Here is a 13,526-nt window from a genome sequence, read left to right as displayed (position 1 = left end):
ACAGGTAATTTACTGACGAAAAGTGCAGAGGGAGCTTAAAGCTTGTAATGTTTTAGTTTTTAACTTAGTGCGTATGACAAAACCCGTGTTAATTATATATACCGGAGGTACAATCGGGATGGTAAACGACCCTGAAACCGGGGCGTTATGCCCTTTCAATTTTGACCAGATCGCTTGCGAGGTTCCGGAAATCAAAGAATTTGGATTCACGATAGATAGTTACACCTTACCGGAAATCATAGATTCCTCGGATCTCCAACCACAATTATGGAAAGACCTCTGTTCAATCATCTTGAAGAATTACGATGATTACCGGGGATTTGTTGTCCTGCATGGAACGGACACCATGGCCTACTCGGCCGCAGCCTTGAGTTTCATGTTAAACAACTTGACCAAACCCGTGATCTTTACCGGTTCCCAGCTACCTATCGGGAAAATCAGAACGGACGGGAAAGAAAACCTGATCGCGGCCATTGAAATAGCAGCCGCTTACGATCAAGAAAAGGCCATTGTTCCGGAAGTCTGCATCCTGTTCGGAGATAAACTATTCCGAGGAAACCGGACGACAAAAATAAACGCGGAAAGTTTTGATGCCTTCCAGTCATTCAACTACCCGGCATTGGCAAACATCGGGATACATATTCATTACGATTACAGTGCAATCGATTACACCCCGCGAACGGAACCCGTAAGCGCATTCTGTGACGTGGACACGAATATCGCCATATTGAAAATATTCCCGGGCATGAGACCGGAAGTGATTGACGCGGTAACAGGGATTCCCGGGTTAAAAGGAATCATACTGGAAACATACGGGTCGGGCAACGCTCCCACGAATAAAGTTTTTCTTAACAAGGTTAAGGAAGTACTATCAAAGGGAATTTTCGTGTATAACGTCACCCAATGTCAAGGCGGGAGTGTCGAGATGGGCAAGTATGAAACAAGTAGAGAGCTACTTAACGCTGGAGTCATCAGCGGTCACGACATTACCACGGAAGCCGCTGTATGTAAAATGATGTATGTACTGGGCAAATATAAAGACACTAACGAAATAAAAAAATATTTAAATAACGGCTTGAAGGGAGAAATATCCCCCAAATATATTGGATTTTAACATTTTTTTTATACCTTGGTGCCCGATTTTAACCGGTATGCGGTGTAAAACAAGAAAGAAACAGCTTAAACAGATATTATAGAGTTAAATTTTAATTATTAATAAACTAAAAATCAGTTAAATTGATCATGAGAAAATTATTTGCACTAATAGCAGTTTTAGGAATGCTTACTATTGGAGCATCATCTATGCTAATGGCTCAAGAGAATGAAACAACTCAAACAGAGACCACTGAAACGACAGAAACTTATCAAGAAGAAGAGGAAACTACAGACCCTACCGTGTTAGAAGACGAATCACAAATCGAAAGTACTTCTTTCCACGCAGCCTTGAAACAAAAATTCATCGAGGGAGGTGCCGCCTTCATGAGTTTCGTTATCTTGTGTTTGATCTTCGGTTTGGCTATCGCTATCGAAAGAGTTATTTACTTGAACTTGGCTTCTGTTAACACGAAAAAATTGATCGCAAGTGTAGAAGACGCTTTGAATAATGGTGGAGTTGAAGCAGCTAAAGAAGTTTGCCGTAACGCCAGAGGGCCGATCGCAAGTATTTTTTATCAAGGATTGTGCCGTTATGATCAAGGTGTTGACATGGTTGAGAAATCAGTTGTATCTTATGGTTCAGTTCAAATGGGACTTTTGGAAAAAGGAATGTCTTGGATCAGCTTGTTCATCGCATTGGCCCCGATGTTGGGATTCTTGGGAACTGTAATCGGTATGATCGACGCCTTCGATAAGATTCAGGCAGCAGGTGATATCCAACCGTCATTGGTGGCAGGAGGTATCAAGGTTGCATTGATCACGACCGTGGGTGGTTTGATCGTTGCCATGATCCTTCAAGTATTCTACAACTATTGTATTGCTAAGATCGAAAGTATTGTTAATGACATGGAAGACGCTTCCGTAACCTTATTAGACATTCTTGTCAAATACAATCAAAAACACTAAACCATGCAGAAAATAACCAAAATATTAAATATCCTGACCATCGTAATGTTCGTCATTACGGTTGTGTTACTGGGGTTATTTTACTTTGGGGGTGAACTTCCAAATTCACAATATTCCAACCCGGTATACACAGAACAATTAATATGGTGGTCATATATCCTATTTGCTGTTGCTATTATTGCAGCAGTAATATTCCCGATTATCAGATTATTCACCAGACCGAAAGAAGCGATGAAGAGCTTTATAGCTCTCGCAGGGATCGTAATCCTCGTGTTAATCGCTTATTCTATGTCTGACGGAACAATCATGGAGATTCCGGGATATAGTGGTTCAGACAACGTTCCTGGAACCTTAAAATTCACCGATACCATCCTAATCACGACTTATTTCTTGGGAATTGGTGCTATCGGTGCTATCATTGTTACGGAAATTATCAGACGCGTTAGATAATGTTTCCTGAAGAGTAAAAAAAGAGATTTATGGCAAATAAAAAAACACCAGAAATTAATGCCTCTTCCACAGCGGATATAGCATTCTTGCTGTTGACATTCTTCTTGATGTCAACGACCATGGATGTGGACTCAGGATTATTCAGACGGTTACCGCCAATGCCTCCAGAAAATCAAGTAATCGCTCCGCCTGTTGCCAAACGCAATATATTACAGGTTTTGGTAAACAAGAACGATTTGCTGGCCGTAAACGGGGAACTGATGCAAATTGAGAATCTGAAGGAGAAGGCAAAAGAGTTTATTCTAAACCCACAAAATAGAGATGACCTACCGAGCAAGGTTGTTAAAGAAATTCCTTTCTTTGGACAAGCTGAAGTTTCGAGAGGGATTATCTCTCTTCAAAGTGACCGTGGTACCTCATATAAAATGTATATTGCAGTTCAGGATGAACTGACCGCAGCATACAACGAAATCAGAGATATTAAAGCCATGGAAAAATGGGGAAAGAAATATAGCGAACTCACGGAAGAGCAAATGGATGCAGTGAGAAAACTTGTTCCCACCGCAATATCCGAGGCAGAACCTAAAAATATCGGGAAAGGAGGAAAGAGGTAATGGCTAAATTTAGAAAAGAAGGCGGAAAAGAGACTCCTGCAATTTCAACAGCATCTCTACCGGATATCGTGTTCATGCTATTATTCTTCTTCATGGTTAGTACCACGATGCGAGAAGTACTCGTGATGGTTGATAACGGAATGCCCGAGGCAAAGGAAGTTACCAAATTGGAGAAAAAATCTCTGGTTAGTAACATCTTCATCGGAAAACCAAAAGATCAGTACGTGGCTACTTACGGAAGTGAACCTCGTATCCAGTTGAATGATAAGCTGGCAAGCGTAAGTGAAATCAGTAGTTTCGTTGCCGCTGAACAAGAAACTCGTAAAGAGGAAGAACGGAACATGATCACGAATAACTTAAAAGTGGATCAGTTTACAAAAATGGGTATCGTAACCGACGTAAAACAAGAATTGCGTAAAGCAAATTCTTTACGTGTAAGTTACGCTACTCGTAAAAAGGTAAAATAGTTTATCTATTATACATTAAAAAAGGGAGCAAATTGCTCCCTTTTTTTAAAAATTTGATTAGCTTTGCACTCGGATAATATGGTCCCCTAGTTCAATGGATAGAATGAAGGATTCCGGTTCCTTTGATATGGGTTCGAGTCCCGTGGGGATCACCACCTTATCACATAGCCCGCTAAAACACAAAACGTTATAGCGGGTTATTTTTTATGTAGCCAATATATAAGCCAAAACAACAAACTATTCTCGTTTTTCCCTACATTTGTATAAAACAACATAAGCGTAATTATGGCTAACTTGCAAATTATACAAAGTAAAATATACGAGATCAGGGGCCAGAAAGTAATGTTAGATTTCGATCTGGCAGAGCTATATGGCATTGAAACTAGAGTACTTAAACAAGCAGTCAGACGTAATTCTGCACGTTTTGAAGGAGAAGATTTCATGTTTGAACTTACCAAAGAAGAAATTTCAAGATCACAAATTGTGATCTTGAACAAAGGAAGAGGATCCAACATAAAATATACCCCTTTTGCTTTCACAGAATTAGGTGTAGCGATGCTTAGCAGTGTTCTTAATTCACCAACTGCCATCGAGATAAATAGGGGTATCATGCGAGCCTTTGTCGCAATGCGTCAATTAATACATATCTCTCCTGTTGATAATATCGGTGAACTAAAAAACGAATTAAAGGAACTAAAAGAATACATCGAAGATGTTTTTACCGACCAAAACGACATAAACGAAGACACTCGGATGCAACTCGAATTAATAAATCAAACCCTAGCGGAACTGCAGACAAAAGACCGGGGATTTAAGGAAAGAAAAAGAATCGGGTACAAACTACCGGGATGTGAAGAGGAGGAAAAGAAATAAACAACACGAGTGCAATTATGGACAATCTACAATTAATACAAAGCAAAATATACGAGATTAGGGGACAGAAGGTGATGTTAGACTTCGACCTAGCAGAAATGTACGGCGTCGAAACAAAACGCCTCAAAGAAGCCGTGAGGCGTAATATAGACAGGTTTGAAGGTGATGATTTTATGTTTGAGCTTACAAAAAAAGAAATAACCGAACTTTCAAGGACGCAATTTGCGACCTTGAACAAGGGACGTGGAAGCAATATAAAATATCTTCCTTTCGCTTTTACCGAACTCGGAGTAGCGATGCTTAGTAGCGTTTTGAACTCCAAGCTTGCGATAGAAATAAATAGGGGAATAATGCGGGCTTTCGTGGCAGTCCGGCAAATGCTGTCCAACCCCATAGAAAGCCGTGTTGAAAGGATCGAAACACAAGTAAAGGAACTCAAACAATACATGGAAGAGGTTCTAGTAGATCAAAATGACATCAATGATGATACCATGATGCAACTCGAATTAATAAATCAAACCTTAGCGGAACTGCAGACAAAAGACCGAGGATTTAAGGAAAGAAAAAGAATCGGGTACAAACTACCGGGATGTGAAGAGGAGGAAAAGAAATAAACAACACGAGTGCAATTATGGACAATCTGCAATTAATACAAAGCAAAATATACGAGATTAGGGGACAGAAGGTGATGTTGGATCGAGATTTGGCAGAGTTATACCAAGTCACAACAGGTAACTTGAACAAAGCTGTAAAGCGAAATCTCAAAAGATTTCCACCCGATTTCATGTTTCAGTTAACAGTAGAAGAGTGGGAAGCTTTAAGATTCCAAATTGGAATCTTAAAGAATGGTAGAGGGGAACACACGAAATATCTACCTTATGCATTCACGGAACAAGGGCTTGCGATGTTATCCGGAATCCTCAATAGTGATATAGCCATTAATGTAAATATCTCAATAATGCGGGCTTTTGTGGCTATTCGCCAAATGATCGCCAGCCCAAAAACAAATAAGATCGATGAACTCGAAAAACGAATGGATGCGATAGAAAACTATATCGAAGAAGTGTTTTCCGACTACAACGACATTAACGACGATACCCGGATACAACTCGAATTAATAAATCAAACTTTAGCGGAACTGCAGACAAAAGACCGGGGATTTAAGGAAAGAAAACAAATCGGGTATAAGTTACCGGGATGCGAAGAAGATGATAAAACTAAATATTAAAAGAATGGATAAAAAAGAAGTAATTTTTGTACTACTAAACAATTTTGCAGACTGGGAAGGTGCCTATATCTCCACCTGCCTAAATATGGGTGTCAAACCGGGATGTCCGATTAAATACAAGGTGAAAACGTTGTCACTATCCAAAGAACCCATTACCTCGATAGGTGGATTCAAGGTTTTACCGGATTATGATATTAACGACCTGCCGGATGATCATGCAGGACTTATACTCATCGGCGGCATGAACTGGTTTTTGCCCGAGGCGAAACCCATCGCATCATTAGTGGAAAAAGCAATCGCGGAAAACAAACTGGTTGCCGGAATCTGTAATGCCTCCGTATATCTCGGAATGTATGGTTTCCTCAACCACGTAAAACATACAAGTAACACGCTGGATTACCTCAAGCAATATGCAGGTGCCCAGTACACGGGTGAAACTAATTACATAAACGATCAAGCCGTAAGAAACAATAACATAGTAACGGCTAACGGTAATGCCCCTTTGGAATTTTGCCGGGAGATTTTATATCAATTGGATGCCGCAACACCGGAAATTATAGAAGAGACTTATTCATTCTATAAAAACGAACTTTAAGGAGTAGCACACCAGCACGTCTAAAATAGTCAACCTTACTGATTGGTTGACTATTTTTTTATACATTTGCTATAAATCTGTTCGCTATGCAAAGACCTTTCAAATTTACCAAACTCAAACTCATCACGGGATATATCCTCATTCTCTTGTTAGGAGCAATTGCAATTGTCTTTATCTACAAACAGACCATTGCCTTAACCCAAAAAGGGAATGATGAAATCGTTATGCAACAAAAACTATTCATCATAAGTAACACACTCACCAAACTATACGAGGCAGAAAATACCGGAATCGCTTTTTCCCAAACGGGGACACAAAAGAATTTTGACACGTACATGAAATTGATAGAGGACATCAAGGACAACATGGATACCTTGAAAAATCTATCCATCAGCTCGGAACAAAACCTGCGAATAGACACGATAAACACACTTCTAGGTAAACGTATCGAGAATCTAAAAGACCTATATTATGTCAAAAAATATTATATACCCGAAGATTTCTACAACAAAACAATCGAAAAAATAGGTACGCTCAAAGATTCGGCAGATATCATCCCCGATCTCCGGGAAAAAATTATTACAGTCATTGACAGTAGCTATATCATCCGAGAAAGAAAAGGATTATTCCGAACAAAAAGAGATTCCATCCTAAAAGTCGACACGACCCTCCATCGCATCGTTGACACGCTCAGTATGGTCTCGACGAACAACAACACGGACACATTAATGAACGTGATTCGGGATTCATGGAGCCAGTACCAGCAGCAAAAGGAAGAGATCGACGCGGAAGTCTCCCGGCGAGAGGCGATCGTTATCCAAAGTGGTCAACACATCACGGAACGCCTCAAACGAGTACTGAAAGACCTTGAAAAAGAAGAACTCGAAAACACGATGATCCGCTTGGAACAACAGCAAATCACGACGCATCATCTCACCAGAACTATATCCTGGATCGCGATCATCGCTTGTGTACTGGTGGTCTTTTTCGTCGTTCTCATCATTAATGACATCACGCAAAGTCAACGATACAGGCGGGAACTGGAAGCAGCAAAAACATACACGGAACGGTTACTACATAACCGGGAGAAACTCATGCTGACTGTCACTCACGACATCAAATCCCCTCTAAGCTCCATCATCGGGTACATTGAACTACTAAATAACACCCAACTGGAAGAGCGACAGCACTATTTTCTCAAAAACATGAAAGGGACAGCCGAACATATCCTGCATCTTGCCAATAACATGCTTGATTTCTCCAAATTGGAATCCAATAAAATGGAGATCAACACGGTTCCATATAACCCGGGACGCCTGTTACAGGAGACGACGGATAGTTTCCTTCCTCTAGCGGCACAAAAGAGTCTGGAATTGAAAAGCGATATTAGCAACGCCCTGAACGGACTTTACCTCGGGGATTCCATGAAAGTTCGCCAAATCGTAGTGAATATCCTATCGAACGCCATAAAATACACCCGGGAAGGAAAGGTTTCTTTATCCGCCTTTATTTCCCCTACAAAAGACGACCAGTTTATCATTGTAATCAAAGACTCCGGGCCGGGAATGACGGAAGAGGAACAAGAACTGATATTTAAAGAATTCACCCGCCTAACCCCGCAACATAACAACGGGGCGGAAGGCACAGGTCTTGGCTTAACGATCACATTACAACTCGTCCATTTACTTGATGGGGAATTAACCCTCGAAAGTAAAAAAGGCGAGGGAAGTACCTTCACGGTTAAATTCCCATTGATAAAGGCCACGGCACAAGAATCCCAACCGACAGAAACACCCTCTTCACCCCCAGTTAGGCATGAAGGGATGAAAGCCTTTATCGTCGATGATGACATTCTTCAATTGACCGTCACGACAGAATTACTCCGGAAAGCAGGTATCCAGTGTGACACATGTACACACCCTCAAGAGGTGCTATCCCGTTTGGAAAAAGGGAATTATAATATTGTTTTATCCGACATCCAGATGCCGGAAATGGACGGGTTTGAACTCGTGCAACAAATCCGTGAATCCCAAAACCAACAAATAAAAAGCATTCCGGTAATCGCCTTGTCTGCCCGTGACGATATGCACGAAAAGGAGTATCAAGAAGCCGGCTTTTCAGCTTATCTAAATAAACCGTATACCCCGGAACAACTATATAGCAGGGTAAACGACCTGTTAGGATGTACGATAGAAACCAAACAGCCGACAACACAAACCTCTGATAAAAACGCCCCTTATAATTTAGACATGATCATGGTCTTTGCCGACAATGACAAGGATGCTGCCAATCAAATTATCGGGTCTTTTATATCGGATTGCAAGACCAATTTCCAGCTATTGGCCCAACATCTGGAATTACATGAAACGGAACAGATTGCCAAGTTAGCACACAAAATGCTACCCATGTTCAAGCAACTAGCGATTAACGATGTCATCCCCTCGTTGCTTTTCCTGGAAAAAATGCCATTGGATACAGAGGAAAATAAAATAAGAGAGAGTATTGAAAAGATCCTGCAAGAAGGAAACAATGTTCTCCAATTACTGGAAAAAGAAACACGCCAATAATCTCTCAAAATATCTCATAAGTCCTCCAGACCGAAACTTTTCAATTTATTATACAATGTTTTCCTGTCTATCTGGAGCATACGGGCAGCCTCGCTCTTGTTGTTCCGGCATTTCTGCATGGCCTCCTTGATCAGCTCGATCTCCATCTCTCGCCGTGTTGTAGATGTCTTTTCAGGCTCCACGGGCTTTTGCTCCAACTCTGGGGGCAAACAGGTCTTGGAAATCAAACTTCCCATACACAACAACGTCGCCCGTTTCACGATATTACGCATTTCCCGCAAATTTCCCGGCCACGAGTAAGTTCTAAAAATACGCATCACCTCCTCATCAAATCCGGCCACTTGTTTCCCCAGCTCCTCGTTCGCCTTATCCAAGAAATGATTGGCAAAAATCAGAATATCCTCTTTTCTCTCCCGAAGAGGCAATGCTTGAATGGAAAATTCATTCAAACGATGATACAAATCCTCACGGAAACGACCACTCGCGACGGCCTCTTTGAGATTCTCATTCGTGGCTGAAATGATACGAACATCAAAAGGAATATCAACATTCCCGCCCACGGGATGCACTTTACGTTCTTCGAGTGCGCGCAACAACTGAACTTGCACGTCATAAGGCAAATTACCAATCTCATCCAAGAAAATGGTTCCCCCCGATGCGGTCACGAAATACCCCTGTTTATCGGTAACGGCACCCGTGAAAGAACCCTTAATATGCCCGAAGAACTCACTCGCGGCAAGGTCCTTCGGTATTGCCCCACAATCAACCGCCACGAAAGGCCCGTCCTTCCGGTTACTCATCGAGTGAATCAGGCGAGCGATATACTCTTTACCCGTACCACTCTCCCCGTTAATCAAAACCGTCATCGTGGTAGGCCCTACCAGATGAATATATTCATATTGCCGATCGGCACCTTCACTCACTCCTTTTATATAAGAAAAGCTCGTCGTTTTCGCTTTTGCAGGAACAGACTTGGCAACGGGCTCTGCCTCCAACTTCAAAGCTTCCTGCAACTTTTTAAGAATCTCATCCGGGATAACAGGCTTAGCCACGTAGTCAAAAGCCCCCAGTTTAATCGCCGTGACTGCGGTCTGTATATCGGCATACCCCGTCATCAGAAGCACCTGTGTTTCCGGTGTTTTCTCCTTGATCACCCGGAGCAAATCGATCCCATCCTTATCCGGCAAACGCAAATCCGTCAACACGAGATCAAACCCTGCTTTATCCAATTGCTTTACAGCGTCCTTGTAGGAAAAAGCAGTATCTACCTCAAATCCACGTTTTTCCAACCATTTTCTCAACATGATACAAAATGTTGTATCGTCATCCACGATTAAAATCTTTGCCATAAGTCGATTTATTTCTAACACGAAAATAGCCTTAATCGACTAAACAAAAAAGTTTTTAACGGAATTTAGGAAAAGAAAGCAGGTAACCCTCTAAAAAAGAGATACCTGCTAGAAACAAATGTAATAAATCTCCTCAAACCTCCAACTACACGAATAAAACTCCCGCTCTTACTAACGGATATTGACGTATATCCGTCGTGTTTATATTAATAATTGTCTATCATCAAGATGATTAGGTTCACTCTACTTCATTTCAGGTTCTGCTAAAAAATGCGGTAACAAAAGTCCCGAAATAGCTATTACGATAAAAAATATACAAATTCCCATAACCAATCAATTTTAATCATTCAACCATTTGCTTATAGTATAGAGAATTGTATGCCACCACCAAACAAAAGATATACTCACAAGATAATCAACTATTTATGCAGGAATCTTAAAAAACAAGTATGTGGAAAAATGTGGAACAAGTGTGGAAAAAATTCCTATAATCTGTTCCCCAACAGACCTTCTATCGCCTCACGAACCGTAGTAATGTCCCACTCAGATACTCTTTTCTCGAATTTATTTTTAATCTCCGTCAGGCAAAGATTACCCATACTTCCCTCGTGCGTATGATGAATTTCACGTACCCCATCTCGATAACTCCCCTCTTGAATTTGTATACCGATTTCCCGGTAAGCCTCCCGAAATGGGATTCCGGCCATTACCCGTTCATTCACATCCTCCACGGAAAAAATATAGGCATAACGGGGATCTCGTAAAACATCCCGTTTCACTTCCATCTCCTGCAGCACGAGATGAGCCATAAAAAGGGAATCGTTCAACTCTTGAAAAGCGGGTAAAAATAATTCTTTGGTCAATTGCATATCCCGAAAATACCCGGAAGTCAGGTTCGTACAGATCATGGCCATTTGCATGGGGAGCGATTGCAAGTGATTACATTTCGCCCGGATCAACTCGAATATATCCGGATTCTTCTTGTGCGGCATGATGCTGGATCCCGTTGTGTACTTATCCGGCAAACGTACAAACCCGAAATTACTACAAGCGAAAAGACAAACATCAGCAGCCAAACGTCCCAGAGTCGTCGCCACGGCAGCCAACCCGAATAACACGTTCTTTTCCATCTTTCCCCTCTGCATCTGGGCATAAACCACGTTATAAGCCAAACTTGAAAATCCGAGCAAATCAGTCGTCATTTGCCGGTTCAAAGCAATCGACGATCCATACCCCGCCCCAGAACCAAGAGGATTCGTGTTCACCATATCGTAAGCCGCCTTCAACGCCAACAAATCGTCAGCAAGCGATTCTGCATAAGCACCAAACCACAAGCCGAAAGAAGACGGCATGGCCACCTGCAAATGCGTGTAACCGGGAATCAACACGTCTTTATTCTCCCCTGCCCGTCGTATCAACAAATCAAACAAACGTTCTATATGCTCCAACGTTTCGAATATCGCCTCCCGGGTAAATAACTTCAAATCGAGTAACACTTGATCATTCCGGGAACGTCCCGTGTGAATCTTTTTCCCCGCATCCCCACATTCCCGCACCAACAATAACTCGATTTGAGAATGCACGTCTTCAATTCCCTCTTCTATCACGAACTCGCCCCTTTCCACCATTCCGTGAATATCAACTAATGCCCGCTGCAAAGATTTATATTCCGCCTCGTTCACCAAGCCCACGGCATGTAACATTTTCAAGTGAGCCAAATTCCCGATGACATCGGCCCCCGCCAGCATAACATCCAACTCCCGGTCTTTCCCTATCGTAAATGATTCCGTAAAACCATCTATATCATATCCTTTATCCCAAAGCTTCATTCTATTTTAAATTTTAGATTTTAAATTTTAAATTCCAGCCACACAAGGCCAACGCCTTCTGATTTTCTACTTTTATCTTTTCAACTAGAGGGTGTGTCAAAAGGTATTTTATCCTCAAGAAACTCCTCCGTCACTTCGTGCCACCTCCTCTATAAACAGAGGAGGAGTTGGTGACTCTTACCGAAAAAAGGGAATATTTCAACTCTCCCTCTGTTTATAGAGGGAGTACCCCGAAGGGGGGAGGGAGTTTGAAAAATGCCTTTTGACACATTCTCTAGTTTTTAACTTTTAGTTTGTTTAAATCTATAATTCAACATATTGAATGATAGATTTAAACCATTTAATCCCCTCCCGTATTTCTTCCAAACGAATATATTCATTTGCCGTGTGCGAGCGAGCGCTATCCCCGGGGCCAATCTTCAGAGAGGGGCATGGAATCACCGCCTGATTCGATGTCGTCGGGGAACCGTAAGGAGATAACCCCAACTCGATGCATCGTTTCACCATCGGGTGAGAAAGCGAAACGGAAGATGAGTTCAGTGAAAAAGAGCGAGGGATCATATCGCATTTCACGTGATCACGGATCGTATCAAATATTTCCTGGTTTGTGTAAAGTTCATTTACCCGTACATCCACCATGAAATGACAAGTTGCAGGAACCATGTTATGCAGGGTTCCCGCCTCGATCCCCGTTACGCTCATTTTCACCGGACCCAACAATTCCGAAATCTTTTCGAACCGATACGTACGAAACCAATGTATATCTTCCATTGCCTCATAAATGGCATTCACCCCTTCCTCCCTTGCAGCGTGTCCCGCTTTTCCCCGGGCGTAACCATCCAACACCATCAACCCCTTCTCCGCTATCGCCGGACACATTCCCGTAGGCTCTCCCACAAGGGCAAAATCAACCCGCCCAAGTTCCGGAAACACGCTTTGAATCCCGCCACTTCCCGTGTTCTCCTCTTCTGCGGATGCCAAGAATATCAGATTACACGGCAAACTCCCGGATGCCAATTCAACAAAAACCGCCAGCATAGAGACAAGACTTCCCCCCGTGTCATTACTTCCCAAACCGAACAACTTTCCCTCCTTCACAACCGGCGTAAAAGGGTCACTGTCCCAAATCCCGTTAGGACGCACGGTATCCAAGTGTGCATCGAGTAATAACGTGAGCTTCGCGTCATCGAAATTCTTTGAACGACTCCACACGTTATTACCTTTGCGATGCACGTCGAACCTATATCTTTTCAACACATCGGCAATCAAATCAGCCACCTTGTCTTCTTCCTTACTGAAAGAAGGAATGGATATAATTTGTTTTAAAAGTTCTATTGCTCCACTCGCATCCATTGTTTTTCCAATATTATCCTAGTTCCCGCATCCGGTTGGCCCAAATCATCCGGATGAATCAACCGAACCTCCTGCACCCCGTTAGAAACAGATTTAAAAGCATTATCCAACTTGGGGATCATGCCGGAATGAATCATCCC

General features: G+C 42.1%; 13 protein-coding genes and 1 tRNA gene. 11 read left to right on the top strand and 3 right to left on the bottom strand.

What is annotated here, in order from left to right; genetic code table 11:
* Positions 1–73 precede the first annotated feature (73 nt).
* From AB5542_RS17380 to AB5542_RS17330, 11 genes are all read left to right on the top strand, one after another.
* Positions 74–1,114, top strand: a complete 1,041-nt coding sequence (locus AB5542_RS17380; RefSeq protein WP_118303275.1) for an asparaginase — start codon at positions 74–76, stop codon at positions 1,112–1,114.
* A gap of 128 nt (positions 1,115–1,242) precedes the next feature.
* Positions 1,243–2,061 carry a MotA/TolQ/ExbB proton channel family protein gene (locus AB5542_RS17375; RefSeq protein ID WP_087419533.1) on the top strand — a complete coding sequence of 273 codons (819 nt, stop codon included), beginning with the start codon at positions 1,243–1,245 and terminating at the stop codon, positions 2,059–2,061.
* A gap of 3 nt (positions 2,062–2,064) precedes the next feature.
* Entirely contained in the window at positions 2,065–2,511 is a 447-nt protein-coding gene (locus AB5542_RS17370; protein ID WP_270543358.1) for a hypothetical protein, read from the top strand.
* 29 nt (positions 2,512–2,540) lie between these two features.
* Positions 2,541–3,125, top strand: a complete 585-nt coding sequence (locus AB5542_RS17365; RefSeq protein WP_087419531.1) for an ExbD/TolR family protein — start codon at positions 2,541–2,543, stop codon at positions 3,123–3,125.
* Positions 3,125–3,592, top strand: a complete 468-nt coding sequence (locus AB5542_RS17360; protein ID WP_087419530.1) for an ExbD/TolR family protein — start codon at positions 3,125–3,127, stop codon at positions 3,590–3,592. Before AB5542_RS17365 ends, AB5542_RS17360 begins: the two co-directional genes overlap by 1 nt.
* 80 nt (positions 3,593–3,672) lie before the next feature.
* Positions 3,673–3,747: transfer RNA gene (locus AB5542_RS17355), tRNA-Arg, on the top strand.
* Positions 3,748–3,877: 130 nt separating this feature from the next.
* Entirely contained in the window at positions 3,878–4,465 is a 588-nt protein-coding gene (locus AB5542_RS17350; protein ID WP_279038400.1) for an ORF6N domain-containing protein, read from the top strand.
* Between the two features lie 17 nt (positions 4,466–4,482).
* Positions 4,483–5,079 (top strand): ORF6N domain-containing protein, encoded by a 597-nt coding sequence (locus tag AB5542_RS17345; RefSeq protein WP_279038402.1) that lies wholly within the window; start codon positions 4,483–4,485, stop codon positions 5,077–5,079.
* Between the two features lie 17 nt (positions 5,080–5,096).
* Complete coding sequence (locus tag AB5542_RS17340) at positions 5,097–5,693, top strand: ORF6N domain-containing protein (protein WP_270543359.1); 597 nt, start codon at positions 5,097–5,099, stop codon at positions 5,691–5,693.
* Positions 5,694–5,697: 4 nt separating this feature from the next.
* Complete coding sequence (locus AB5542_RS17335; RefSeq protein WP_279038403.1) at positions 5,698–6,288, top strand: type 1 glutamine amidotransferase family protein; 591 nt, start codon at positions 5,698–5,700, stop codon at positions 6,286–6,288.
* Positions 6,289–6,374: 86 nt separating this feature from the next.
* Positions 6,375–8,855 carry an ATP-binding protein gene (locus tag AB5542_RS17330; RefSeq protein ID WP_279038404.1) on the top strand — a complete coding sequence of 827 codons (2,481 nt, stop codon included), beginning with the start codon at positions 6,375–6,377 and terminating at the stop codon, positions 8,853–8,855.
* A 14-nt stretch (positions 8,856–8,869) separates the two neighbouring features.
* Here the strand turns inward: AB5542_RS17330 and AB5542_RS17325 are convergent, their stop codons facing one another.
* The 3 genes from AB5542_RS17325 to AB5542_RS17315 all read right to left on the bottom strand — a co-directional run bounded on the left by AB5542_RS17325 (position 8,870) and on the right by AB5542_RS17315 (position 13,386).
* Positions 8,870–10,204 carry a sigma-54-dependent transcriptional regulator gene (locus AB5542_RS17325; RefSeq protein ID WP_279038405.1) on the bottom strand — a complete coding sequence of 445 codons (1,335 nt, stop codon included), beginning with the start codon at positions 10,202–10,204 and terminating at the stop codon, positions 8,870–8,872.
* Positions 10,205–10,689: 485 nt separating this feature from the next.
* A complete protein-coding gene (argH, locus tag AB5542_RS17320; RefSeq protein WP_279038406.1) occupies positions 10,690–12,033 on the bottom strand; it encodes an argininosuccinate lyase in 1,344 nt (447 codons plus the stop codon).
* 303 nt (positions 12,034–12,336) lie between these two features.
* Positions 12,337–13,386: a M20 family metallo-hydrolase gene (locus AB5542_RS17315; protein ID WP_279038407.1), complete on the bottom strand. Its 1,050-nt coding sequence runs from the start codon at positions 13,384–13,386 to the stop codon at positions 12,337–12,339.
* Positions 13,387–13,526 lie beyond the last annotated feature (140 nt).

Origin of the sequence: Butyricimonas sp. RTP31003st1_G1_RTP31003_210430 (assembly GCF_040920905.1) — a bacterium.
Classification (GTDB): domain Bacteria; phylum Bacteroidota; class Bacteroidia; order Bacteroidales; family Marinifilaceae; genus Butyricimonas; species Butyricimonas paravirosa.
The sequence above is the reverse complement of the archived record's forward strand: the minus strand, read 5'-3'. Positions and strand labels throughout refer to the sequence as shown.